This is a genomic window from Prauserella cavernicola (genome assembly GCF_016595675.1).
GTDB classification, from domain to species: domain Bacteria; phylum Actinomycetota; class Actinomycetes; order Mycobacteriales; family Pseudonocardiaceae; genus Prauserella_A; species Prauserella_A cavernicola.
In genome coordinates this window covers 270,775-296,262 of record NZ_JAENJH010000004.1, presented here as the reverse complement: position 1 = coordinate 296,262, position 25,488 = coordinate 270,775, and the positions used below count along the sequence as shown (strand labels likewise).

The window sequence follows — 25,488 nt, the reverse complement described above, 5'->3', positions numbered from 1 at the left end:
GCGACCGGCGATCTGGGGGAATTCGCCGGGTGCCAGCACACCCCGCGTGCGCTGGCACGCGGAAGTGACTGGCCATCCGACGGGACATGACGCGGACCCTGAGTGTGACCTGCGGCACAATATGGCCGGTTTCCGACAGCGAGGTCTCCGTTCGCTCCGGCCTGGGCAGACATCGTCGGAGCCATGCTGTAGAGCTGGTTCCCGTGGACATCGACACCCTTCGTCAGCGGGCCGAGACCCTGCTGCGTGCGCTCGCCGGACCCGACGCCTCCCTGCGCGAGGACCAGTGGACGGCGATCGAGGCGCTCGTCGCGCACCAGCGGCGCGCGCTCGTCGTCCAGCGCACCGGCTGGGGCAAATCGGCCGTGTACTTCCTCGCCACGGCCCTGCTGCGCGAACGCGGCGCCGGGCCGACCGTCATCATCTCGCCGCTGCTGGCACTGATGCGCAACCAGATCGCCGCCGCCGCGCGAGCGGGCATCAACGCCGCGACGATGAACTCCGCCAACCAGCAGGAGTGGGACGACGTGCAGGCGCGGATCGCCGCGGGTGAGATCGACGTGCTGCTGGTGAGCCCGGAACGGCTCAACAACCCCGATTTCCGCGACTCCGTGCTGCCCAAACTGGCCGCCTCCGCGGGCCTGCTCGTGGTGGACGAGGCGCATTGCATTTCGGACTGGGGCCACGACTTCCGCCCCGACTACCGGCGCCTGCGCACCCTGATCGGCGACCTGCCCGACGGCGTGCCCGTGCTGGCCACCACCGCGACCGCCAACGACCGCGTGGTCACCGACGTCGCCGAGCAACTGGGTATCGGACACCGCTCGGACACTCTGGTGCTGCGCGGTCCGCTCGACAGGGAGAGCCTGCACCTCGCGGTCGTGGAACTACCGACGGAGGCCGCGCGGCTCGCGTGGCTGGCCGAGCAGCTGGACCAGCTGCCGGGTTCCGGCATCATCTACACGCTCACAGTGGCCGCCGCCAACGACGTCGCGGCGCTCCTGTCCGACCGCGGGTACCCGGTGACCGCCTACACCGGCAAGACCGATCCCGCGGACCGGCAGGCCGCCGAGGACGATCTGCTCGCCAACCGGGTCAAGGCGCTCGTCGCCACGTCGGCGCTCGGCATGGGTTTCGACAAACCGGACCTGGGCTTCGTGGTGCACCTGGGCGCACCGTCGTCTCCCATCGCCTACTACCAGCAGGTCGGCCGCGCGGGCCGTGGTGTGCGACGGGCGGAGGTCGTGCTGCTTCCCGGCCGCGAGGACGTGGAGATCTGGAACTACTTCGGCTCGCTGGCGTTTCCCGACGGCAACCGCGTGACCCAGGTCCTCAACGCGCTCGCGTACGCCGACCGTCCATTGTCGACAGCCGCGATCGAGCCGATGGCAGAGCTTTCCCGGTCGCGACTGGAAATGGTGCTCAAGGTGCTCGACGTCGACGGCGCCGTGCGCAGGGTGCGGGGCGGCTGGGAGTCCACGGGCCAGGACTGGCAGTACGACGCCGAACGCTACGAACGCGTCCGCCAGTCCAGGGCTGCCGAGCAGCAGGCGATGCTGGACTACCTCGCCACACCGGGCTGCCGGATGGAGTTCCTGCGCAGGCAGCTCGACGACCCCTACGCCGAGCCGTGCGGCCGCTGCGACAACTGCACCGGACGGCACTGGGCCACCGACGTCTCCGACCAGAGCACCGAGGCGACCAGGGAGCAGCTGAGCAAACCGGGCGTCGAGGTGGCGCCGCGGCGCCAGTGGCCCACGGGCATGGCGTCGCTCGACGTTCCCCTGTCCGGGCGCATCGGCAAGGACGAGCAGGCGGAGCCGGGACGCGTCGTCGGCAGGCTCACCGATGTCGGCTGGGGCGGGCGGTTGCGCGAGCTCGTCGGCGCGCAGGGCGGCGACGCTCCCGTTCCCGACCAGGTGTTCCAGGCGTGCGTGTCGGTGCTCGCGGCCTGGGACTGGGCGGTGCGCCCGGTCGCGGTCGTCGCGCTCGGTTCGTACACCCGGCCGGAGCTGACGCGCGACCTGGCCACGCGGTTGTCACAGATCGGCAGGCTGGAGCTGCTCGGAACCATCGAGGCGCAGGGGCCGCCTCCCCGCAGGGCGAACAGCGCGCAGCGGCTGGCCGACCTGTGGGGGCGACTGTCCCTCCCGGACTCGCTGCGAGCGGCGGTCTCCGGCGCCGGCGGCCCCGTGTTGCTGGTGGACGACCTGGTCGACACGGGCTGGACCATGACCGTGGCCACGCGCCTGCTCCGCCAGGCGGGCGCACCGGCCGTGCTCCCGTTCGCACTCGCGGCGACGGCGTAGAGCGGAATCACCGATGGGGACGCCGACGTCGGGCCACGTTTTGCCTGGGACGACGACCCGCCGTCCTCGCGGTGCTGGGAAAGACCTTCCACCGCACGGCCCCGTGTGGCACAGTGCCAACTCACTATTCGGTGAGGCGGAAGGTCGACATGGTCGAGTCGAACGTGAACGCGCCCGTCAAGCACCGGCTCCCGGTGCGCAGGCTCTTCGCAGCAAGCGTCGGCAACGCCCTCGAATGGTTCGACTGGACCATCTACGCGACGTTCAGCATCTACTTCGCCAGTGCGTTCTTCCCCGGAGAGCTCGCCCAGATCAACACGTTCGCCACCTATGCGCTGGCCTTCTTCTTCCGGCCACTCGGCGGAATGCTGATCGGCCGGTTCGCCGACCTCCGGGGACGCAAGCCCGCCATGATCTTCACGATCGTGCTCATGGCGGGTGGTTCGATCGTCATCGGCATCCTGCCGACCTTCGCGCAGGTGGGCTGGCTCGCCCCGATCCTGTTGCTGCTGGCCCGGGTTGCGCAGGGACTCTCGCTCGGCGGCGAGGTCTCCAATGCCTCGGCCTACCTGGGCGAGATCGCACCGAAGGAGCGGCGCGGGCGCTTCTCGTCGTTCTTCTACATCTCCACCGGCACCGCTGTGCTGCTCGCCTCCGTGCTCGGCTTCACGCTCGCCCGCACGATGGACGACGCGCAACTCGAGTCGTGGGGCTGGCGCATCCCGTTCCTGCTGGGCGGTGTGCTCGGCCTGATCGGTCTCTGGCTGCGGTCCAGCCTCGAGGAGACCGAGCAGTTCAAGGACAACAAGGCCGTGGCACGGAAGGTGTCCCGGCCGCTGTTGACGACCTTGCGCGAGCACCCGCGGTCAGTCGGGCAGCTCGTGGGCTTCACCATGTTGTCGACGCTCTGCTACTACACCTTCTTCAGCGCGCTGACCCCGTTCGCCGTCAACACCCGCGAGGCCGACGACGTGGACGTGTTCCTCGCCCTGTCCATCGCGACGGCGCTCTTCGTAGTCCTGCAGTACCCGATGGGCGTGATCTCGGACCGGTTCGGCCGCAAACCGCAGTTGCTGGTGTGGTCGGCGGCGACGGCGCTGCTGATCGTGCCGCTCTCCACGCTGGTCGGTCCGGGCCTCGGTGGGCTGCTCGTGGTGTTCTGTGTGGGGCTCGGCCTCTACACCGCGATGACGTCGATAGCGCCTGCGATCATGAGCGAGCTGTTCCCGACCTCGTTGCGGGGGCTGGGAATCGGCGCCTGGTACAACCTCACGGTCGCAGTGTTCGGTGGTACCGCGCCGCTCGTCATCACGGCGCTGTCCGACGCCGGCGCGTCCACTGTGTTCTTCTGGTACGTCGCGGTGGCTGCCGCGGTGGCGTTCTTCGTGATCCTGCGGCTGCCGGAGACCAACCGCAGCGAGCTGAAGTAGGAGACGGTCCGCGCGTTATTTCGCCGCGCGGCCGCTCAGGGGCACGAGGTCGTCCGCGTGCACCACCTCGCGGCGCTGTTCCGGCGGGAGCTCGTGGGTCGAGCGGCCGATCAGCTCCGGGAGCTCGGTGACGTCGAAGGCCACCACGCCCCGCGCGACGACCTGCTGAGCGGGGTCGACGAGGTCCACGACATCGCCAGCCTGGAAGTCGCCGTCCACGCCGGTGACACCGGCCGAGAGCAGCGACCTCCTGCGGCCCACCACCGCGGCGACGGCGCCGTCGTCGAGGTGGAGCCTGCCGTGCGAACCCGCCGCGTACCCGAGCCAGAAGCGCCGCGCGGACAGTCGGGTTCCCGCGGCCCGGAACACGGTGCCCACCTCGGCGTCGCCGAGTGCGTCGCGGGCGTCGGCGGCCGCGGCGATCAGCACGGGGATGCCGCTGGAGGCGGCGGTACGTGCGGCGGCGACCTTGGACATCATGCCGCCCGTGCCGAGGCCCGAGCTGGACATTCCGACGGTGAGCCCGTCCAGATCGGACTCACCGGAGATCTCGGTGATGCGACGAGTGCCGCCCGCACGCGGATCACCGTCGTACAGAGCGTCTACATCGGACAGGAGGATGAGAGCGTCGGCACGGATGAGGTGTGCGACGAGTGCGGCGAGGCGGTCGTTGTCGCCGAAGCGGATCTCTTCGGTGGCCACGGTGTCGTTCTCGTTGACCACGGGCACCGCGCCGAGAGCCAGCAGCCGTGAGAAGGTCCGCTCGGCGTTGCGGTAGTGCGAGCGGCGGACGACGTCATCGGAGGTGAGCAGCACCTGGCCGACAGTCAGTGAGTACCGGCCGAACGACTCCGCGTAGGCGTGGGCCAGCGCCAGCTGCCCGACGCTGGCGGCCGCCTGCTGGGTGGCGAGATCCCGGGGCCGGGTGCCGAGTGACAGCGGGGCCAGGCCCGCCCCGATGGCACCCGAGGAGACGAGCACGATCTGCGCGTCCTGCGACACCCGATGTGCGATGGCGTCGACGAGTGCGTCGAGCCTGGCCACGTCGAGACCGTCGCCCGCGGTGGTCAGCGCCGAGGAACCGACCTTGACGACCAGCCGGGAGGCGGTGGCGATCGCCGCACGCGCCACGTCAGTCACCGGTGTTCTCGCCGAGCTCGGCCTCGGGTTCGCCGTCGCGGCGGACCCGCCGGGCTTCCTTGCGGTCCGAGGCGGTGACGCGGCTGCGGTTCTCCAGGCGCGGGTCGGTGCCCCGGCCTGCCAGGTGGGTCATCACGCCCGGCGTCGACGGCTCCCAGTCGAAGCGGTAGTCGCCGATGCTGACCTGGCTGCCGGGCTCGGCACCCATCCTGGCGAGTTCCTCCTCGACCCCGAGCCGGTTCAGCCGGTCGGCGAGGTAGCCGACAGCCTCGTCGTTGCTGAAGTCGGTCTGGCGCACCCAGCGTTCGGGACGCGGGCCGCGCACGATGTAGCCGCTCGGGTCGTCCGGGTCGGACTCCACCGTGAAGCCGGAGTCGTCGACGGCGCGCGGCGACAGCACGATCTTGGTGGGCTCGGCCTCCGGCAGGGAGGCGCGGTAGGACTCGACCACCTCGCCCAGCGCGAACGTCAGCTCGCGCAGCCCCTTGCGGGAGACCGTCGAGATCTCGAACACGCGCAGTCCGCGGGCCTCCAGGTCCGCGCGGACCATCTCGGCGAGCTCTGCGGCGTCCGGCACGTCGATCTTGTTGAGCACCACCACGCGCGGCCGGTCGGAGAGGTCACCACCGAGCGCCGGGGTGTAGCGGGCGAGCTCGTTCTCGAGAGCATCCACGTCGGAGACGGGGTCGCGCCCCTGCTCGTAGGTCGCGCAGTCGATGACGTGCACCAGCACCGCGCAGCGCTCGATGTGGCGCAGGAAGTCGAGACCGAGGCCCTTGCCCTCGCTGGCACCGGGGATCAGGCCGGGCACGTCGGCCATCGTGAACACGGTGTCGCCGGCGGTGACCACGCCGAGGTTCGGCACAAGCGTGGTGAACGGGTAGTCGGCGATCTTCGGCTTGGCCGCCGAGAGCACCGAGATGAGCGACGACTTGCCCGCGGACGGGAAGCCCAGCAGACCCACGTCGGCGACCGAGCGCAGCTCCAGCACCAGGTCGCGTTCTTCGCCGTCCTCGCCGAGCAGGGCGAACCCCGGCGCCTTGCGCGCGCGGGACGCGAGCGCGGCATTGCCCAGGCCGCCGCGGCCGCCCTTGGCGGCGACGAACGTGGTGCCGGGGCCGATCAGGTCGGCGAGCACCTCACCGTCCTCGGTGAGGACGACGGTGCCGTCGGGGACGCGCAGCTCGAGCGTCTCCCCCGCGGCGCCGTTGCGGTTGCCGCCCTGGCCCGGTTTGCCGCTGCCCGCACGGGCGTGGGGGCGGAAGTGGAAGTCGAGCAGAGTGTGCACGCCCGGATCGACGATCAGCAGGACGTCGCCGCCACCGCCGCCGTTGCCGCCGTCGGGGCCGCCGAGCGGCTTGAACTTCTCACGGTGCACGGAGGCACAGCCGTTGCCGCCGCTGCCGGCGGCCAGGTGGATCACCGCGCGATCGACGAAGCGGGATGCCATGTGGAGGTGCCTCTCTACCGGGATGGAAAAACTGCCACATGCACGAAAGAGGGGCGGGTCCGGAAATGTTCCGGGCCCGCCCCTCGTTCGAGAGTGCTAGCGCGTGCTGGCCGGGCCGGCTCAGGCCTCGGCCGGCACGATGTTGACCGTCTTGCGGCCGCGCTTGCTGCCGAACTCGACCGAACCGGCGGCGAGCGCGAACAGGGTGTCGTCACCGCCGCGACCGACGTTCACACCGGGGTGGAACTTGGTGCCGCGCTGACGAACCAGGATCTCGCCGGACTTGACGACCTGGCCACCAAACCGCTTGACACCGAGGTACTGCGGGTTGGAGTCACGACCGTTGCGGGAGCTGGATGCGCCCTTCTTGTGTGCCATCTCTGGTCACCCTCCTCTGAAAGCGTCAGGCTTACTTGCTGATTCCGGTGACCTCGATGCGGGTCAGCTTCTGACGGTGACCCTGCCGCTTGTGGTAGCCGGTCTTGTTCTTGAACTTGTGGATGCGGATCTTGGGACCCTTGGTCTGCTCGACGACCTTGCCGGTGACCGAGACCTTCGCCAGCGCGTCGACGTCCGTGGTGACCTCGCTGCCGTCTACGTACAGCACGGCGGGGAAGGTGTGCTCGGTGCCCAGCTCGCCCTCGAGCTTCTCGACCTCGACGACGTCGCCGACGGCGACCTTGTACTGCTTGCCGCCGGTCTTGACGACTGCATACGCCGACACGGAAGTCTCCTGCTTGCTCGACTGCGGGTGGGGGCTCACGCGACCGGTCCGCTTTCAGCGTCCCAAGCGTCGCGCGCAGCGACCCGCTCCAACGGCGGGCCGCTAGACAGCTTACTTCGCGCCTCGTTCGCGGGGCGCACCGGGGTGGTCATCAGCCGTTCTCCTGCGCGTGCACCGGCGGGCCCGCGGGCCGCGAGGCGGCCCGGCGCGGACGCCGGGTGGTGGAACGCACGGCAGGCGCCGGGACCGAGGGCTGCTCGGGCTCGGACGGCTGCTCCTCGCCCGCCGGGGTCTCCGGCTGAGGCGTGCTGACCTGGTGGGCGGGGGTGTGCCCGTTGAGCGGCTGTGCGGCGGGTTCGGCCGCCTCACGTCCACTCTCCGGCTGCGCGGGGGTCGCGGGGACCTCCGCCGCCGGTTCGGTCCTGGCAGGCTCGGTCTGCTCGGGCTTGGCCGGCTCCTGCGGCGCGGCGTTCCGCGCCGGGGTCTGTTCAGGCTGCGCGGACGAGTCCTGGGCGGCCTGCTCGGCTGGAGCGGACTCCGCCGGGGCGGGTTCGGACTTGGCGGACTCACGCCGCCGCTGCCGCGGGGACCGGTCGCGCTTGTCCTGCTTCTCCGGCTTGTCCTGCTTCTCGGCGCGTTCCGGCTTGTCCGCCTTCGCGGACTCGTCGGCTTCGTCACCCTTCGTGGGCTTGGAGGCGTTGGCCATCGCCTGGACCGCCGTCACGACCGACTCACGCTGCTCGGGCGTCGGAGCGCCGCTGTCGGACGAGCGAGCGGCGTCCTGCTGCTCCTCGCCGCCGCCCTTGCCCCGGCCGCCGCGGGAGCGACGTCCGCCGCCACCACCGCCGTGCTGGTGGCCGTTGCCGTTGCCATTGCCGCCACCGTTGCCGCGGTTGGGCTCGGTGGACACGATCACGCCGCGCCCCTTGCAGTGCTCACACGTCGTGGAGTAGGCCTCGAGCAGCCCGGTGCCGACACGCTTGCGGGTCATCTGCACCAGTCCGAGCGAGGTCACCTCGGCGACCTGGTGCCGCGTGCGGTCGCGGCCGAGGCACTCGGTGAGCCTGCGCAGCACCAGCTCGCGGTTGGCCTCCAGCACCATGTCGATGAAGTCGATCACGATGATGCCGCCGATGTCGCGCAGCCGGAGCTGGCGGACGATCTCCTCGGCCGACTCCAGGTTGTTGCGGGTGACGGTCTCCTCGAGGTTGCCGCCCGAGCCGGTGAACTTGCCGGTGTTGACGTCGATCACCGTCATCGCCTCGGTGCGGTCGATGACCAGGTAGCCACCGGAGGGCAGCCACACCTTGCGGTCGAGCGCCTTGGTGAGCTGCTCGTCGATACGGTGCTCGGCGAAGACGTCACCGTTGCCGACGTGGCGCTTGAGCCGGTCGGTGAGGTCGGGAGCGACATGCTCGACGTAGGAGTGGATGGTCTCCCAGGCCGTCGACCCCTGGACCTCCAGCTTCGCGAAGTCCTCGGTGAACAGGTCGCGCACGACCTTGACCAGCAGGTCCGGCTCTTCGTACAGGAGCACGGGCGAGCTGGACTTCTTGCCGGAGCCGGTGGAGGAGTCCGCCTTCTCCTTGACGACCTCCCACTGGGCCTTGAGCCTGCGGACGTCGCGGGCGAGCTCGTCCTCGCTGATGCCCTCGGAGGCGGTCCGGATGATCACCCCGGCGTCCTCGGGAACGATCCGCTTGAGGATGTCCTTGAGCCTGCGCCGCTCGTTCTCGGGCAGCTTGCGGGAGATGCCGGTGGCGCCGCCCGCGGGGACGTACACCAGGAAGCGGCCGGGCAGCGAGATCTGCGTGGTGAGCCGGGCGCCCTTGTGCCCGACCGGGTCCTTCGTGACCTGCACCAGGACGTTGTCGCCCGAGCTCAGCGCCTGCTCGATCTTGCGGGCCTTGCCCTCCAGACCGGCGGCGTCCCAGTCGACCTCGCCCGCGTAGAGCACCGCGTTGCGGCCGCGGCCGATGTCGATGAACGCGGCTTCCATCGAGGGCAGCACGTTCTGCACGCGGCCGAGGTAGACGTTGCCGACGATCGAGCCGCTGCCCGACGAGGTCACGAAGTGCTCGACCAGCACGTCGTCCTCGAGCACGCCGATCTGCGTGGAGTCGCCGCGCTCGGCGACGACCATGGTCCGCTCGACCGCTTCGCGGCGAGCGAGGAACTCCGACTCGGACAGGATCGGCGCGCGCCTGCGGCCCGCTTCCCTGCCGTCGCGGCGGCGCTGGCGCTTGGCCTCGAGGCGCGTGGAGCCGCGCACGCTGCGCACGCCGTCGCGAGCCTCGTTCTTGTTGTCGGCGGCCTTGGCGTCGCGCACGTGGACGACGGTGTTGGGCGGGTCGTCGGTGCCCGAGCCGTCGGCGCCGTCATCGTCTCCGCCCTTGCGGCGGCGACGGCGGCGACGGCGCTTGTTGCCGCCCTCGCCGTCGGCGTCGTCGGAGTCGGCGCCCTCGTCGCCCTTCTGGGCCTGCTCGTCGGTCTCGTCTGTCTTGGCGTCGCCCTCGGCGTGCTCGCCGTCGCTCTGCTCGTCGGCGGTGTTCTCGTCGCCGCCCTTGCCCCTGCCCCGGCCGCGACGACCGCGACGCCGACGCCTGCGGCCACCGTCGGAGCCGTCACCGGTGTCGCCGTCGGCGCCGTACTGGTCCTGGTCCTCGGCCTCGTCGTCGGCCTGCTCGGGCTTCTCGCCCTTGTCCGACTTATCGGACTTGTCAGCCTTCTCGGGACGGCCGGACTTGTCGCGCTTGTCGGGCCGGTCGGACTTCTCGGGGCGCTCGGCCTTGTCCCCCCGCTCGGGCTTGCCTGCCTTCTCGGCCTTGTCCTGCGACGCGGCGGCCTGCTCGGCGGCGGGCTCCGGCGGGAGGAAGACCGGCGACGGGGCGGCGAACACCGGCGTGTGCACGGCGGCACGCGCGGACTTGGCCCGCTCCGGCTTAGCCTGCTCGGGCTGGGCGGTGGATGTCGCCGGGGCCTGCGCGACGGGCTGCTCCGGCTCGGCAGCGACCTGACCGGGCTGCTCGGCGGGCGCCTGAACGGAGGCAGGCTGCTCGGCGGAAGTCTTCTCGGCGGTGTCCGCGCCGGTCGGTTCGGCGGTCTCCCCGGCCGCCTGGTCCACGGCCCCGAGGGCCTGTGCCACTTGCAACGCCACATCCTTGGGCACGCTCGACTGCACGCTGCGCGCGGTCTCGCCCAGCTCGGCGAGCTTCGCGAGCACCTCACGGCTGCTGGAACCCAGCAGCTTCGCCAGGGCGTGCACCCTGACGCGGTTCGGCAGCTCGGCCAGCGCCCCTGTGATGGATGTGGCGGTAGTCCCGCCGGTGTTCTCGGCGGGTGTCTCCGCGTTCGACATATGTCTCCTTCGCCCCCGGGCGCGTCTGGCAGTCCGCACCGGGCGAGGAACCTCTCCTCGGCACCGGAACCGGCTGGCAGGACGCGGCCGCACAGGGACCGTTTCCTGTTTTGTACCGCCGTGGTGGGTTCACCGCCGACGGGAATCCTTGCCTCTCATGCCACTGAGCAGCCGGTGGTGCCGGCTCGCCAGCAGTGGCGGGTCCCGCGGCGACGTTCTGACCGAACTCCCGCCACTCGGTACCTCCCGAGTCGTCGAGCCGCCTGGCACGCCGAGCGCGCGGCGGCGACGACACGGAGTCCTTTCAGCACGTCACCGGGCCACCGACCATTGCTCACCGCCCGTGTGGCGGTGACAACGGTTCAGCAACCGTCACCCAGTATCCCACACGGCGGCCGGGCTGCCGTGTGGTTGGGGCGCATAGCACCGGCTGGGGGAACTTCCGCCGACAGCTTGTCGGGCCGTCGGCGGCTGGTTACCGTGCGCACGGCAGGGGAAACGGCGTCGGCGTCTCGGTGCGGTCTTCGGAGGTCCAGTGCTGGTGCGTGGGAGTGTGCTGCTCGCCTGCGCGGCGCTCGTCGGCACTACCGCCGTGGCGAACGCGGGGGCCGCGTCCGCCGAGACGTGTTCCGGCTCGGGCGTGTCGCTGCGCTACGTCGTGCTCTTCGACCAGGAGACCTCCGAGCAGTCCGCGGCCGACGAGATCGAGTCCGCCTGCGGCGACCAGTCAATCTACTACCCCGAGATCGGTGTGGCCGTCGCCACGTCGGCGAGCTCGGGCTTCGCCGACGCCATCGGGCCGGACCGCGCCTTCAGCGCGCAGGCCGAGCGGCTGGCGCGGGGCCACTCCCCCGCCGCCGAGTCCGCTGACGAGGCGCTGAGCGGCGGCGCGGTGCCCTCCGAGGACCGCACGAGCGAGCAGTGGGACATGCGGACCATCGGCGCCGACCGGGCCCGCACGATCGAGCCCGGCAGCCCCGACGTCGCCGTGGCGGTGCTGGACTCCGGCATCGACGCCCGGCACCCCGACCTCGCCGAGGCCGTCGACCCTGATCTGTCCGCGGGCTGCCTCTCGGGCGCGCCAGTGTCCACCGAGGACGCCTGGGTGCCCACCGCCTCCACACACGGCACCCACGTGGCCGGCATCGTCGCCGCGGCCGACGACGGCAGGGGCATCGCGGGTGTCGCGCCCGGCGTGCGCCTGGCGTCGGTGAAGGTCGTCGACGACGACGGCTACGTCGATCCCGAGGCCGCGGTCTGCGGGTTCATGTGGGCGGCGCGCTCGGGCATCGAGGTGGCCAACAGCAGCTTCTCCGTCACCTCGCCCGGCATGCCGTGCACCACCAGTGAGGACCAGGGCGTGGTTCGCGAGGCCGTGGCCAGGGCGGTCGAGTACGCGGACTCCTCGGGCACCCTCAGCGTCGCCGCCGCCACCAACGGAGCACTCGACCTCACACCCTCGCCCGGCAGCGGCACCGCCGCACGGGACGACGCCTGTGAGGTGCTGCCCGCAGGGCTGCGCGAGACGCTCGCGGTGTCGGCCGTCGACGCCTCCGGTGTGAAGGCCGGCTACAGCTCGTACGGGCTCGGCGTGATCGATCTCACCGCGCCCGGCGGGCAGTCCGACGACTGTGTGCTGTCGACCATCCCGGGCGGCTACGGCGAGCTGTGCGGCACGTCGATGGCGACGCCGCACGTGTCCGGGGTCGCCGCCCTGCTCGCCTCGGGCGATCCGGACGCGACCCCCGCGCTCTTGCGCGAGGCGCTCGGCGAGCAGGCCGCCCCGGTCGCCTGCCCCGAGAACTACGACCTCAACGGCAACGGCACCCAGGACGCCTACTGCGCCGGATACCTCGGCTACAACGGCTTCTACGGCCGCGGCATGGTCGACGCGCTCGCCGCGGTGTCCGGCGACTCGACCCCCGACCCGGCGTCAGCGGAGCAGGAGACCGGAGAGCCTGCGCGAGGCCCAGTGGACCCCCAGCCCCGCCAGGACGACGAGGTACGCGACGTGCCCGATCATCCCGGCGTCCAGGACCCCGACCGACAGCCCACGCGTGAGCTCGACCGCGTGGTAGAGCGGCAGACACTGCACGACGTACTGCAGGGGCTCGGGGTAGACCGACAGCGGGTAGAAGGTCGTTGAGAAGAAGAACATCGGCATCACGGCGAGGTTGATGTAGTCGAACTGCGACGTGGAGCGCAGGAACGTCGCGCACGCCATCCCGATCGCCGAGAACGCGAACGACACCAGCACCGCCGCGGGCACGAGCAACAGCGCCCACGGGGACGTGACCAGACCGAGCGCGCCCATGACGCCGAAGAACGCGAGCGCGTACAGACCACCCCGCAGCACGGCCCACGCGATCTCGCCGAGCGCGATGTCCAGCGGGCCGATCGGCGTCGCCAGCATCGCGTCGTAGGTCTTCTGGTAGCGGAACTTGAAGAACACGCCGTACGTCGAGTCGAACACCGCGCCGTTCATCGCCGACGCCGCGAGCAGCGCGGGCGCGACGAACGCGACGTAGCTCAGCGGCTGCCCGCCGGGCCCGGTGACCTCGCTGACGAGCTTGCCGAAGCCGATCTGGAACGCCAGCAGGTAGAACAGCGGCTCGAGAAATCCGGACAGGAACACCAGCCAGGCCCGCGAGTACGCGAGCACCGACCGTTCCAGCAGCGCGCTCGCCCTGCCCGCGTAGAGCGAGGGCGGCAGGACGCGCAGCAGCAACCCGCGCCGCGCCGGAGCATCGACAGTGACCATCGCTCACACCACCAGCCGACGGTAGAAGTAGTGCCGCGCGACGAGTCCGCCCGCCGCGAACAGGGCGAGCAGGAACGCCAGGTGCCCCAGTGCGGGGACGAGGTCCAGGCCTCCGAGGGTGACGCCGCGCGCGAGCTCGTTGCCGTGCCACAGCGGCGAGACCCACGCGAGCCACCTGATCGCGACCGGGATCTGCTCGATCGGGAAGAACGTGCCCGCGAAGAGCAGCATCGGCATCACGATGAACCGGAAGATCGACGTGAACCGGGTGCCCTCGTCGTAGGTGGTGGCCGCGATCGCCATGAGCGGGGCCGCGCACGCGACGCCGGTGAGGGCGCCGACGAGCACGACCAGCGCCGCGCCCGCGTTGAGCCATGCCCCGAACGCCCACGCGATGAGCGCGTACACGACGCCCGAGAGCAGCAGCCGCATCGACACCCAGATGAGCTGCCCGCCGAGCACCTGACCCGGCGTGACCGGTGTGGCCGTGACGGCGATGAAGTCCTTCTGCCACTTGAACCCCGACAAGACGGGAAACGTCGACTCGCCGACGGCGTACTGCACGGCGCCCGCCACGAGCAGCGCGGGCGCGACGTAGTGCACATAGGACAGTCCACCGGTGGCGGGTCCCGGCTCCACCTGGGAACCGAACCCGATGCCCATCGCCAGCAGGTACATCAGCGGCTGCAGGCCCGAAGAGTACAGATTGGACGTCCAGTACCGCCGGTACCACGCCCAGTGGCCCTCGACTCGCAGCCATGCCGCGCGCCACGACCCGACGACTCTTCCCGAGGACACCACCGTCATGGCTAGTCCACCAACGACCGGCCGGTGAGGCGGAGGAAGACGTCCTCCAGCGTGCTGCGGCGCACGAGGCTCGACAGTGGCCGCACTCCCCTGTCGTGCACGCGTTCCAGCGCCGCCTCGCCCGTGGGCGTGTAGAGCAGGACGCGGTCGGGCAGGACCTCGACGCGCTCGCCGAGGTCGCTCACCGACGCGACCGCGCCCTCCTGCTCCCCCGGCGCGAAGCGCAGTTCGAGCACCTCGCGGGTGGAGTACCTGGTGATGAGCTCGGAGGGCGAGCCCTCGGCGACCACGCGCCCGTCGTCCATAACCACGAGGCGGTCGCAGAGCTGTTCCGCCTCGTCCATGTAGTGGGTGGTGACGATCAGCGTGACGCCCGCCGACTTGAGCCGGAAGAGCCTGTCCCACAACAGGTGCCGCGCCTGCGGGTCGAGCCCGGTGGTCGGCTCGTCGAGCAGCAGCAGCTCGGGGTCGTTGACGAGCGAACGCGCGATAGTGAGCCTGCGCTTCATACCTCCGGAGAGCGGTTCGACCTCGTCGTCGGCGCGCTCGGTGAGCTGCGCGAACTCCATCAGCTCGTGCGCCTTCTCGCGCACGTGCGCCCTGGACAGCCCGAAGTAGCGCCCGTACACCTGCAGGTTCTGGCGGACGGTGAGCTCGGTGTCGAGGTTGTCCTGCTGAGGCACGAAACCCAGCCGCGCGCGCACGCGCGGCCCCTCCCGATCGGGATCCAAGCCCAGGACGCTCAGCTCGCCGTCGGAGCGCGGGGACACGCACGCGATCATGCGCATGGTCGAGGACTTGCCCGCCCCGTTGGGCCCGAGGAAGCCGAACGCCTCGCCCCGCCGGACATGGAGGTCGATGCCGCGGACGGCCTCGAAGTCGCCGAAGCGCTTCACCAGCGCCTTGGCCTCCACCATCGCCGTCTCGTCAGTACCTGGAGTGCCTGAACCCACGGTGCGCACACTGCCACGCGCCACCGACAGAATCGAGCGGTTTAGCCGACCGTGACGCGCAGCGTCTCGCTCACCCCGTTGACGGTCACCGTCAGCTCAGCCGTGCCCCGGCGCAACGCCGTCAGGGTGCCGGTCTCCGGGTCGAACGACACGACGTCGCGCACCGACGGCCACCGGCCCCGCTCCTCGATGTGGGTGCGCGAACCGCTCCAGTCGGCGCTCACCGGGTAGCTCACCGGCACTGTGCGGCCGCCCTGGTCCAGCTCCGCGCTCACGTCGGCCCGCTCTCCGCGCGCCAGGCGCGCGGGCCCGGACAGGCTCAGCCCGTCGACGTGCGGCCTGGTCTCGATCCGCACCGGCTCGTCCCGGTCCCGGGGATCCATGCTCAGCAGGCTCCAGCCGGTGAAGCCGCCGTCCCCTGGCGCGGCCGACGGCGCCTTGCCCGCGTTGCCGTTGACGAGATACGGCACGCCGTCCTCGCGGCTGAGGTCGAAGACCCCGGCGTGCGAGGTGATCGTGGCGGCGGGCTTGCCCGAGCTCTCCTCGAACTCCGTGAGCCAGTCGGTGAGCAGGTCGGCTTCCTTGCGGTCGGCCAGCTGCGAGTTGCCTGCCGGGGCCGGGTCGTCGACGGGGTGGTGCATCGCGACCACCACGCCCCGCACCGCCCGGTCGGATTCCGCCCTGGAGAGCGCGTCCCGCAGCATGCGCACCTGGTCGAACCCGCCTCCGCGAAGGCTGCCGCGCGAGGTGTCGAGCAGCACCAGCCGGACTCCGTCGACGTCGAGTACGCGGTGCGCCTCGCCGAACTCGGCCTCGAACTCGTCGAGCCCGGTGCCGCCGTCGGCCTCGTGGTTGCCCGGCACGTAGTGCCAGGGCACCCTGCCGTCCAGCTCCTCGTCGATGATCGTGCGCGCGAGGTCGAAGTCGGGTGCGGTGCCGCGGTCGGTGAGGTCGCCGTTGATGAGCACGAGGTCCGGTTCGGCCGCCACGACCTCCCGCATGGTGCGCCGGGCCTGTGCCACAAGCGGGCCGTCGGGGGCGTCGGCGGTGAACTGGACATCGCTGAGCACGGCGATCCGCAGTCCGTTCTGGCTCACCGTGCCGTCGGTGACCAGCGCGGGGTCGTGCGGCTCCTCCTCGGCGGGCGGGTCGGCGGGCGAGGCGACCTGGACGGTCAGGTCGTCGAACACGAGCCTGCCCTCGTACTGCTCGCCGGGCACGTTCTCGACCGCGTAGAAGCGGGTGAGCCGCTGGCCGGACGGCAGCCCCTCGGGCAGCGCGGCCTCGACGTAGCGCCAGCCCGTCCAGTCGACCTCGAGCTCGAGGTCCACCACCGACGCGGCGTTGCCCGCGTCGCGCAGCTCGGCCCGCAGCCACGCGCCTTTGCCGTCGCCGTTGACCCACACGCCGATCCGCTGCGTGCCCTCGGGCAGCGGGAGCGGCTGGTCGGGCGAGACGTAGGCGGCGCGGGTCGCGGTGGTTCCGGTGAGCCGGTAGTCGAGCGCGAGCCCCTGGCCGCCGTCACGGCCCTGCGCGGCCGACAGCGCCGCGCCGACCGCGCTCGGGTACACCGACGCGCGCCAGCCCCCGGGGCCGTCGAGCGGGGCGAGCACTCGCGGCTCGCTGCCCACTGACGCGGCGAGGTGGGTGGTCAGGCCCGCCGCCTTCGCCGTGATCACGGCAGCGCCGCGGTCGGCGAGCGCGGTGACGGCGAACCGGTCGCCACGCTCCTCGACACGGACCACGGACGGGTCGTACTCCAGCTCGACGTCGCGCGGTTCGACCCAGGTGCCGTAGCCGTCGGCGTCGTAGCCATAGACCTGGAACGTGCCGGTGGCGCCCTCGTCGGAGAGCGCGAGCCGCTCGGTGCTCGTGCCGAGCCGTTCGGGCTCGCCCAGCACCGTCAGCGTCGTGGAGCCCTTGCGCAGCCGCTCCGTGGCGACGACGTCGACCTCGGCGCGCTCGGCCTTGTCCCGCCAGTCGGCCCTCGCGGTGAACACCCCGTTCCGGACGGTGCCGCGCAGGGGGTTGGTGGTGTACCAGAGCGGCCTGCTCGCCACGGCGGCTCCGCTCTCGTCGTGGCCACCGGGCTCGAGCACGCGGCTCAGACCGGAGAGCACGCGGTCGGAGTCCTCGCCGTCGTGCGCGGGCGCGGGCCCGAGACCCGTCAGCCTGCCGCTGCCCGGCGCGGTCGCGAAGCCGATTCCGTTGGGCACCAGGCGTTGCCCGCCGTCGGAGGGCGAGTTGTGCACGCTCACGTCCTGCTCGCCCTGCTCGCGGGCCAGCAGCGTCGAGGAGCCGCCGCCGTCGAGGTTCAGCGCGTCGTCCGCGCCGAGGGACTTGAGGTGGCGTGCGAGCTCCAGCTCCGTCATGCCCCTGCTGTCGGTCTGCCTGCCGTCGATGGTCACCAGCCACATGCGGGCGCCGTCGGCGGAGAAGCCGACCGCGGTGCGGGGGTGCGCGGTGGCGGCGTCGACGTCCTGCACCACGCCGTCGCGCACCAGCACATTGTTGCCGCCCACGGCGACCGCGAGGTCACCGGCGTCGCTGCGCGGCGCGAACTCGGTCCCTACCGCGTCACCGGGTTCGAGCGACGCGAGTGCGTCGGCGCCGCCGTCGCGGGCGAGCACCACCGTGCTGCCGCCGGGAATGGGGCCGTCCGCGGGAGTGTCGCGCACCTGCGTCACCACGCCGTCGCGGAGCTCGAGCTCGACCACCCGCTGCGCACCCTCGACCGCGGTGGCGCGGGAAGCCTTGCCCCACAACGGGGTGTAGACGCCGATGCCGTCGCGCGGCAGCACGGCGCCGTTGAAGTTGGTGGCGGGCACGACCGTGCCGCCGGGCAGCGTCAGCGACGCGCTGAGGAACACCTCGGCGAGCCGGGCGGTGCCGTCCTTGGTGATCGCGGCGGTGAGGTTGTGCCCCGCGGCCGGGGCGGTGTGGAGCTCGCCGTCGTCGATGCCGACGCCCAAGGGCGCACCGGTGGCGTTGATGTCGAAGAAGTCGCCGTTGACGCCCGCGACCGCACCCGCACGCGAGAGCTGCTCGGACAGCGGCGTCCGCTCGGACACCGTGCCAGGGCTCAGGTACGTGGGACGCAGGCCCGCGTCCAGGTCGACGGTGAGCGTGTCACCTCGGATCCAGCCCTGCGGGTCGAAACGGTCGAACTCGGTGAGCGTGAGCCCCGGTGCGACGGCGGCCGTGGAGCTGTCGGTGACGAGCGCCTCGCTCGCCTCGGCCGTGGTGGCCAGGTCGACGGGCGGCGGGCCGAGCGGCGCGTCGAGCGGGTCGGCCGCCGACGGCGCGGCGGGCAGGACGACGAGCAGCGCCGCGCACATCGCGGCCACACGTGCAGTTTTCACCGGACACCTCGGATTCCCCAGCGGTCGCGATCATTAGACCGGGCGGGAACCGACGTGGGAAGTACCGCGAGTGAACGGCAGGCGAACCTACGGCGCGGTGCCGCCCGCGCTGATCGTGACGCGGGCGCGGATGCCGCGGAAGTGCTCGTCCACGGCGGCGCGCAGTGCGGGTTCGTCCTTGGCGCGCAAGGCTTCCAGGATCGCGCGGTGACGCTGCGCCGTGACCTCGGGAACGTCGTCGGCCCTCGCCAGAGCGGGATCGAGCGTGTGGAAGACCTTCCAGAACACCTGCAGCAGGTCGAGCACCAGGTCGTTGCCGAGCGGGCGGTAGAGCGTCTCGTGGAAGCGCCAGTCCTGTCCCGGCGCGTAGCGGCCCTGCTCCGCCTCCTTCTCCATCTCGGTCACGGCCTCGTCGAGGGTGTCGAAGTCGAGCCGGTCGTAGGCGGCGAGCACGTGCCCGACGAGGCCGGACTCGATCAGCTCGCGCACCTCGAGCAGGTTGCGGATGTCGGCGTGGTCGCCGCGCACGGACAGCGCGCTGCGGAAGGCCAGTCCCGCCTCGAGCGCCGACAGCGGCACCGAGCCGACGTAGGTGCCGTAGCCGTGGCGGATGTCGACGATCCCGACGGCCTCGAGCGCCTTCATCGCCTCGCGCAGCGGGTGCCTGCTGACCTCGAGTTCCTCCATGAGCTCGAACTCGGTCGGTAGCGGGGAACCGGGGACGAGACCGCGGTCCACGATCAGTTTCTTGATCGACTCCTGCAGCGCACGCTGGTTGGCGCGTGCGCCCGACTGCCGCCCACTCGCCGAGGTACTCACAGGCGTGGAGTCTAGTTGCCCGCCCCTGGCAGGCCCGCCGGGCGCGCTGGCCCGGCCGGGTGTCCGATCTCGTGCTTGCATCCAGCCCTTTCCACCGCTACGGTACCGCTCGACATAGGACATCCTATGTCCTCACATCCAACGGAGGTGCAGGCCATGGCAGCGTCGCCGCCCGCCAGCCCGGGGTCGTTCCGTGAGCTCGACCGAGGACAGCGCAAGGCGTTCTTCGCCGCCTGGCTCGGTTACCTGCTCGACGGCTTCGACTTCATCCTGATCACGCTGATCCTCACCGAGATCGCCGACGAGTTCGATCTCGACCTGACCCAGGCGGCCACGCTCGTGTCCGCCGCGTTCGTGTCCCGCTGGCTGGGCGGGCTGGTACTCGGCGCCATCGCCGACCGCTACGGACGCAAACCGGCGATGATCCTCGCGATCCTCGCCTTCTCCATCGGCAGTGGACTCTGCGGTTTCGCGTGGGACTACTGGTCGCTGTTCATCTTCCGGGCCGTCGTCGGCATCGGCATGGCCGGCGAGTACGGCTCCAGCGCCACCTACGTCATGGAGTCGTGGCCGAAGTCGATGCGCAACCGCGCCACCGGCTTCCTGCTCTCCGCCTACCCGATCGGCACCGTGCTCGCGGCGCTCGCCTACGAGCTGATCGTGCCCGCCGGTGGCTGGCGCTGGCTGTTCTACGCCGGCATCATCCCGATCGCGCTGACGCTCTACCTGCGCCGCGCGCTGCCCGAGGCCGCCGAATGGCAGGCCGAGGTGGGTGATCGCAAGGACGTCACCACGTCGTCGGTGTTGTTCTCGCGCAAGCGACAACTACCCAACGCCGCGCTCGCGGTGGTGCTCTCGACGGCGCTGGTGTTCATCTTCACCGGCTCCGCGGGCGGCGCGATGCCCTATCTGATCGCGCTCACCATCGTGTGTTTCGTGCTGTTCGCCGTCCAGCTCGCCGGGCGACTGTGGCCGGTGATGATCGCGATCATGCTCACGGTGTTCTGCGCGTTCCTGTACTCGTGGCCGATCCAGTCGTTGCTGCCGACCTACCTCAAGACCGATCTCGGCTACGACGCGAGCGAGGTGTCGAACGCGCTGATGTGGGCCGGTCTCGGCTACGCGGCGGGCTCGTGCCTCGCGGGTGTCATCGGCGACAAGATCGGCACGCGCAGGGCCTACGTGCTCGGCCTGTTCACGTCGCTGCTGTTCGTGTTCCCCGTGTTCGCGCTGCCCGCCGGCAACATCGTGCTGCTGTGGGTGCTGCTGTTCATCATGCAGGCCACCAGCCAGGGCATCTCCGGGCTGCTGCCGAAGTACATCGGCGACCACTTCCCCACGCGCCTTCGTGCGGCGGGGCTCGGGTTCTCCTACAACGTCGGCGCACTCGGCGGCGCGGTGGCACCGCTGGCGGGTGCGGCGATCGCGGAGGACATCGGCAGCCTCGGCACCGCCCTCACCGTGCTCGCCGGTTCGCTGACGGTCGTGGTGGCGCTGATCATCGGCTTCAACGTCCCCGCGCGCATCGGCCGCGCACTCAAGATCGACTCCGACGCTCCCGCGTTGCTGCCTCCAGAAAGGAATACCGCCAGTGGTGTCTGACTCCGGACTGTCCCTGCACGGCGTGATCCCGCCGCTCGTCACCCCGCTCGACGAGCGAGGTGACGTCGACCGGCGCTCTTTGGAACGGCTCGTGGCCCACCAGCTCGACGCCGGTGTCGACGGTGTGTTCGTCGGCGGGTCGAGCGGGGAGATCGCCCTGCTCGACTCGGCGGCTCAGCGCGCGGTGGTCGAGACCACCGTGGGCACGGTCTCCGGCGCGGTGCCCGTGCTCGCCGGCGCGATCGACACCGGCACCGCGCGGGTGATCGAGGACGCCAGGCAGGCGGCCGAACTCGGCGTCGACGCCGTCGTGGTGACGCCGCCGTTCTACGTCAAACCGCACCCCGCCGAGATCGTGGCGCACTTCCGGCACGTGCACGAGGCCGTGGACGTGCCCGTGGTGGCCTACGACATCCCGAGCGCCGTCGGCACCCGCCTGCTGCCGGACGCCCTCGTGGAGCTGGCGGAGTCGAAGTTCGTGGTGGCGTTCAAGGACTCCAGCGGCGATCTGGCGACGTTCCGGGAGATCCTCGGCCGGACGTCGCTGCCCTCGCTGAACGGCTCGGAGCTGCTGGCCGACACGGCGGTGCAGCTGGGCGCCGCCGGGCTCGTGCCGGGACTCGGCAACGTCGACCCGCACGGCTACGTGCGGTTGTACCGGGCAGCCAAGGACGGCGACGCCGAGGCGGCGAACACCGAACAGGAGCGGCTCGCGAGGCTGTTCGCGATCACGTCGGTGGCCGACCTCGGCCGGATCGGCTTCACCGCGGGCGCGCTGGGAGGGTTCAAGGCGGCGATGGCGCTGCGCGGCATCCTCGACTGCCCCGCCACCAACCGCCCGCTCGCGCCGTTGTCGACGGACGAGACCGACCGGATCGGCGAGATCCTCGCCGCGGAAGGACTCGGCGCGATCTAGCGCCGCACACGACGAGGGCCACCCGCGCGCGGCGGGTGGCCCTCACGTGCGTCCGGGGTCAGGACACGGGATCGAACGGTGCGCGATCCGGCTGGCAGACCGTGCCTTCCTCCGGCAGTGCGCCGTCGATGAAGTAGGCGTCCAGCGCGGAGTCGATGCACTCGCTGTTGCCCCTGGCGCCGTGGCCGAAGCTCTCCAGCGACAGCAGCCGCGCGTCGCCGAGCCGCTTCGAGGTGCTCACGGCGTCGTCGTACGGGGTCGCCGGGTCACCGAGGCTGTTGCCCACGACGAGCACCGGGTTGGCGGTCTGCTTGTCCCACGGTCCGGCGTAGCGGTCCGGATCGGACGCCGGCCACGAGGCGCACGGCAGCGACAGCCACGTCCACTGGGACCCGAAGCCCGGAGCCTCGCGATCGGCCTTGCGCGCGTGCACCGGCCACGCCCACGGGTTACCGGGATTGTCGGTGTCGGCGCAGAACACCCCGGCGCCCTGCTCCGGCCCCATGTAGGTTGCCCCGTCCTGGTAACCCGGTGTCGGCGCGGACGGCGGGAGCTCGGCCACCGGCGCGCTGCGCGTGCTCAACCCGGGATCGCTCGCGTCGTCGAGCGCCTGGAGGAACTCGGCCAGCGAGGACGAGTTCGCGGCGTCGTAGAGCGCGCCCATCGTCGAGGAGACCGCCATCTGGTAGGTCACCTCGAACGGCTCGGGCTTGTCCGGCGGCGCGATCTCAAGCGGGCCCTCACGCAGGGTCTCCAGGATCGCGTCGTACTTCTCGCCCAGGTCACGGCCGGGCTCGCGGAACGCACAGCGCTCGTCGGCCTGGCAGGCGTCCAGGAAGGTCTCCAGCGAACGCTGCGCCCCGTCGTGGCTGCCGAGCCGGTAGCTGAACGGCGTGAACCGGTCGCCCGGCCGCTCCCCCGTCGTCCACTCCACGGGATCCAGCACGGCGTCGATCGCGACCGCGCCGACCTTGTCGGGGAACAGGTTGGCGTAGACGGTGCCGAGGTGGCTGCCGTAGGAGATGCCGTAGTACGACGTCTGTTCCTCACCGAGCGCCTGGCGCAGCAGGTCCATGTCCCTCGCGACGTTGGCGGTGGACATGTGGCCGATGAGCTCACCCGCGTTCTGCTCGCACAGCTCGGTGCCCTTCGCGGTGTCGGTGATGCGCTGGTGCGTCTGCTCCGGGGTCGCCGGGAACTCGCCTGCCAGCAGCTCACCCTGCGCGGGGTCGTCGAAGCAGCGCAGCGGCGTGCTCGCGGCGATACCCCTCGGGTCGAAGCCCACGATGTCGAAGCGCTCGTGCAGCTCGGGCGTCAGCTCCGGCGCGAAGCGGCCGGAGCCACCGGGCCCGCCAGGGTTGAAGAAGATCGTGCCGAGCTTGTTCTCCTGGTCCTTCGCGGGCAGCTTGCCCAGTGCCAGCGTGATGGTCTTGCCGTCCGGATCGCGGTACGACAGCGGCACCTCGACCTCGGCGCACTCGTATCCCTTGGCCTGGCCCTCCGCACACGGGCCCCACGCCAGCTCGGGCACCGGGGCGCCGTTGGTGCCCAGCACCTCCCGTTGCGGCTGCGCGCTCGCCTGTCCCGCCGTCACCAGCCCCGCCGCCAGCAGCAGCGAGCCGGCGACTCCGAACACTCGTAAACGTTTCACGTCCCCCAGCCCCTTACAGAGATCAAATACCGGTCACGCGCCCGACGGTATCGAAAAGAGCAACCAGCACGCCAGGAATGCGAAAGACCCCCGGCGACACGACGGTCACCGAGGGTCTTTCGGGAAATGGGTGGCTCAGAGGTCGGGGAACCAGAGCTTCAGCTCGCGCTCGGCGGACTCCGGGGCGTCGGAGCCGTGCACCAGGTTGAACTGGGTCTCGAGGGCGAAGTCGCCACGGATCGTGCCGGGCGTCGCCTTCTCCACCGGGTCGGTGCCGCCTGCGAGCTGGCGGAACGCCGGGATGGCGCGGGGGCCCTCGACGGCGATGGCCACCAGCGGGCCGGAGGTGATGAACTCCAGCAGCTCACCGAAGAACGGCTTGTCCTTGTGCTCGGCGTAGTGCTCCTCGGCCACCGAGCGCTCGACGACGCGCAGGTCCATGGCGGCGAGGGTGAGCCCCTTGCGCTCGATGCGCGAGATCACCTCGCCGACGAGGCCCCGCTTGACGCCATCGGGCTTGACCAGAACCAGCGTGCGCTCACTCACGGGGTGTTACTCCTTTGTCAACTGCGAAAACGGTGCTGGCAGCCTAGCGGCCCGGTCACCTGCGCTCCGGGTGCAGGGTCTTCGACCACAGCGAGGCGCCCGCGCCGTCGCGCAGATCGACCGTCAGGTCTCCGCTCGCGCCGTCGATGTTGACCTCGCCGAAGTGCTGGAAACCGTCCATCGGCGACGTGTTCGCCACCGGCGGTGCGTGCACGAACTCCGCCTTCGGGCCGAACGTCGGGTCGAGGGTGTTGGGGCCGAACGCACCCGCGTGCAGCGGGCCGGACACGAACTCCCAGAACGGCTCGAAGTCGGTGTAGGACGCGCGCTCCGGCGAGTAGTGGTGCGCGGCGGTGTAGTGCACGTCAGCGGTCAGCCACACGACGTTGCGCACCCGCCTGCGCGCGATCTCCCGCAGCACCCAGGCCAGTTCGGTCTCCCTGCCGCCCGGCGCGCCCGGCAGCCCGTTCGCGACGCCCTCGATGTCGTCGCCGTCCGGCACGATGAGCCCGATCGGCAGGTCGGCCTGCACGATCTTCCACGTCGCCGTGCTGCGCGCCAGCTCGCGGACGAGCCAGTTGGCCTGCCGCTGCCCGAGCACGTGGCCCGGCTCGGACTTGTCGGAGGTGTTGGCGTCCTTGTAGCTGCGCATGTCCAGCACGAAGATCTCGGCGTGCCTGCCGTGCGAGAAGCTGCGGTACACGCGGCCGTCGACGGCGGCCCTCGCGTCGATCGGGTGCCACTCGTGGAACGCCTGGAATCCCCTGCGGGCCAGCACGTCCACCCGCTTCTCGGTGTACTCGGGCAGGTCCAGGATCTCGCCGGGGTACCAGTTGTTGGTCACCTCGTGGTCGTCCCACTGCACGTAGCTCGGCACGGCGGCGTTGAACGCGCGCACGTTCTCGTCGAGCAGGTTGTAGGCGAACTGGCCCCGGTACTCGTCGAGCGTCTCCGCGACCTTGGTCTTCTCGGGCGTCATGAGGTTGCGCCAGACGCGGCCGTCGGGCAGCGTCACGGTCTCGGTCATCGGGCCGTCGGCGTAGACCGTGTCGCCGCTGTGCAGGAACAGATCGGGGCGCCGCGCCGCCATCGCCGCGTAGGCCGTCATGCCTCCGATGTCGGGGTTGATGCCCCAGCCCTGTCCCGCGACGTCACCGGACCACACCAGGCGCACGTCGGAACGTCCGAGCGGGGCGGTACCGAACCGGCCGAGGACCGGCTCGCTGGTGGCGCGGCCGTCGAGGTCCTCCGCGGTGACGCGGTAGTGCAGCTCCGTGCCGGGACGCAGGCCGGGGATCCGCAGCTTGCCGGTGCCACCGGTCCGCGGGCCCAGCACCGGGCCGCGCATGCGACGGGCGCGCCGGAACGACGGGTCGGCCGAGACCTCGACCAGCATGCGCGAGGGACGGTCGGCGCGGGTCCACACGACCGCGGAGTGGCTGGTGACGTCGCCGGACTGCACACCGTGGGTCAGCACGGGGCGGTCCCTGCGGACGAACGCGGCCGCGGAGCCGGAGCCCAGGACGCCGGTCGCGAGCACGCCCGCACCGGCCAGTCCGGCCTTGAGCACGCCACGGCGGTGGAAGGAAGTCTGTTCGGTCATGCCGCACTTCTATCCGGCCACCTGGGCGCCGGGACGAACGCCAGCTTGCCTGCCGGT

17 protein-coding genes and 1 pseudogene are annotated in these 25,488 nt (G+C 71.2%); 5 read left to right on the top strand and 13 right to left on the bottom strand.

Going from position 1 to position 25,488, the window contains the following annotated elements; translation table 11 throughout:
* Positions 1–203 precede the first annotated feature (203 nt).
* Both JHE00_RS19110 and JHE00_RS19105 read left to right on the top strand, forming a co-directional pair.
* A complete protein-coding gene (locus JHE00_RS19110; protein ID WP_200319889.1) occupies positions 204–2,309 on the top strand; it encodes a RecQ family ATP-dependent DNA helicase in 2,106 nt (701 codons plus the stop codon).
* 149 nt (positions 2,310–2,458) lie between these two features.
* Positions 2,459–3,739 carry an MFS transporter gene (locus JHE00_RS19105; RefSeq protein ID WP_200319887.1) on the top strand — a complete coding sequence of 427 codons (1,281 nt, stop codon included), beginning with the start codon at positions 2,459–2,461 and terminating at the stop codon, positions 3,737–3,739.
* A gap of 15 nt (positions 3,740–3,754) precedes the next feature.
* On the opposite strand, the gene proB is transcribed toward JHE00_RS19105, so the two are convergent.
* From proB to JHE00_RS19080, 5 genes are all read right to left on the bottom strand, one after another.
* On the bottom strand, positions 3,755–4,879 hold the full coding sequence (gene proB / locus JHE00_RS19100) for a glutamate 5-kinase (protein WP_200319885.1): 1,125 nt from the start codon (positions 4,877–4,879) through the stop codon (positions 3,755–3,757).
* Positions 4,872–6,329 carry a GTPase ObgE gene (obgE, locus tag JHE00_RS19095; protein ID WP_200319883.1) on the bottom strand — a complete coding sequence of 486 codons (1,458 nt, stop codon included), beginning with the start codon at positions 6,327–6,329 and terminating at the stop codon, positions 4,872–4,874. Before obgE ends, proB begins: the two co-directional genes overlap by 8 nt.
* 120 nt (positions 6,330–6,449) lie before the next feature.
* Positions 6,450–6,707 carry a 50S ribosomal protein L27 gene (gene rpmA / locus JHE00_RS19090; protein WP_200319880.1) on the bottom strand — a complete coding sequence of 86 codons (258 nt, stop codon included), beginning with the start codon at positions 6,705–6,707 and terminating at the stop codon, positions 6,450–6,452.
* Positions 6,708–6,738: 31 nt separating this feature from the next.
* A complete protein-coding gene (gene rplU, locus JHE00_RS19085) occupies positions 6,739–7,053 on the bottom strand; it encodes a 50S ribosomal protein L21 (RefSeq protein ID WP_200319878.1) in 315 nt (104 codons plus the stop codon).
* A 151-nt stretch (positions 7,054–7,204) separates the two neighbouring features.
* Positions 7,205–10,411, bottom strand: a complete 3,207-nt coding sequence (locus JHE00_RS19080) for an Rne/Rng family ribonuclease (protein ID WP_200319876.1) — start codon at positions 10,409–10,411, stop codon at positions 7,205–7,207.
* Between the two features lie 541 nt (positions 10,412–10,952).
* Here JHE00_RS19080 and JHE00_RS19075 point away from each other — a divergent pair.
* Positions 10,953–12,320, top strand: a pseudogene (locus JHE00_RS19075) (S8 family peptidase); the annotation flags it as partial.
* A 24-nt stretch (positions 12,321–12,344) separates the two neighbouring features.
* On the opposite strand, the gene JHE00_RS19070 reads toward JHE00_RS19075, so the two are convergent.
* From JHE00_RS19070 to JHE00_RS19050, 5 genes are all read right to left on the bottom strand, one after another.
* Positions 12,345–13,172 carry an ABC transporter permease gene (locus tag JHE00_RS19070; protein ID WP_200319874.1) on the bottom strand — a complete coding sequence of 276 codons (828 nt, stop codon included), beginning with the start codon at positions 13,170–13,172 and terminating at the stop codon, positions 12,345–12,347.
* Between the two features lie 3 nt (positions 13,173–13,175).
* The gene (locus JHE00_RS19065) at positions 13,176–13,979 is read right to left on the bottom strand and encodes an ABC transporter permease (protein ID WP_200319872.1); all 804 of its coding nucleotides are present in this window, start codon (positions 13,977–13,979) and stop codon (positions 13,176–13,178) included.
* A 2-nt stretch (positions 13,980–13,981) separates the two neighbouring features.
* Complete coding sequence (locus JHE00_RS19060) at positions 13,982–14,896, bottom strand: ABC transporter ATP-binding protein (RefSeq protein ID WP_200319870.1); 915 nt, start codon at positions 14,894–14,896, stop codon at positions 13,982–13,984.
* A gap of 77 nt (positions 14,897–14,973) precedes the next feature.
* Complete coding sequence (locus JHE00_RS19055; RefSeq protein WP_200320426.1) at positions 14,974–18,270, bottom strand: phosphodiester glycosidase family protein; 3,297 nt, start codon at positions 18,268–18,270, stop codon at positions 14,974–14,976.
* Between the two features lie 111 nt (positions 18,271–18,381).
* Positions 18,382–19,194 carry a FadR/GntR family transcriptional regulator gene (locus JHE00_RS19050; protein ID WP_200319868.1) on the bottom strand — a complete coding sequence of 271 codons (813 nt, stop codon included), beginning with the start codon at positions 19,192–19,194 and terminating at the stop codon, positions 18,382–18,384.
* A 75-nt stretch (positions 19,195–19,269) separates the two neighbouring features.
* On the opposite strand from JHE00_RS19050, the gene JHE00_RS19045 reads away from it, so the two are divergent.
* The gene (locus tag JHE00_RS19045; RefSeq protein WP_200319866.1) at positions 19,270–20,715 is read left to right on the top strand and encodes an MFS transporter; all 1,446 of its coding nucleotides are present in this window, start codon (positions 19,270–19,272) and stop codon (positions 20,713–20,715) included.
* Positions 20,705–21,631, top strand: coding sequence for a dihydrodipicolinate synthase family protein (locus tag JHE00_RS19040; RefSeq protein ID WP_200319864.1), 927 nt, complete (start codon positions 20,705–20,707; stop codon positions 21,629–21,631). Before JHE00_RS19045 ends, JHE00_RS19040 begins: the two co-directional genes overlap by 11 nt.
* Before the next feature lie 58 nt (positions 21,632–21,689).
* On the opposite strand, the gene JHE00_RS19035 is transcribed toward JHE00_RS19040, so the two are convergent.
* The 3 genes from JHE00_RS19035 to JHE00_RS19025 form a co-directional block, all read right to left on the bottom strand.
* Entirely contained in the window at positions 21,690–23,282 is a 1,593-nt protein-coding gene (locus JHE00_RS19035; RefSeq protein ID WP_307832013.1) for an alpha/beta hydrolase, read from the bottom strand.
* Positions 23,283–23,417: 135 nt separating this feature from the next.
* Positions 23,418–23,828 carry a nucleoside-diphosphate kinase gene (gene ndk, locus JHE00_RS19030; RefSeq protein ID WP_200319862.1) on the bottom strand — a complete coding sequence of 137 codons (411 nt, stop codon included), beginning with the start codon at positions 23,826–23,828 and terminating at the stop codon, positions 23,418–23,420.
* Between the two features lie 55 nt (positions 23,829–23,883).
* Positions 23,884–25,431 carry an alkaline phosphatase D family protein gene (locus JHE00_RS19025; protein ID WP_200319860.1) on the bottom strand — a complete coding sequence of 516 codons (1,548 nt, stop codon included), beginning with the start codon at positions 25,429–25,431 and terminating at the stop codon, positions 23,884–23,886.
* Between the last annotated feature and the right edge of the window lie 57 nt (positions 25,432–25,488).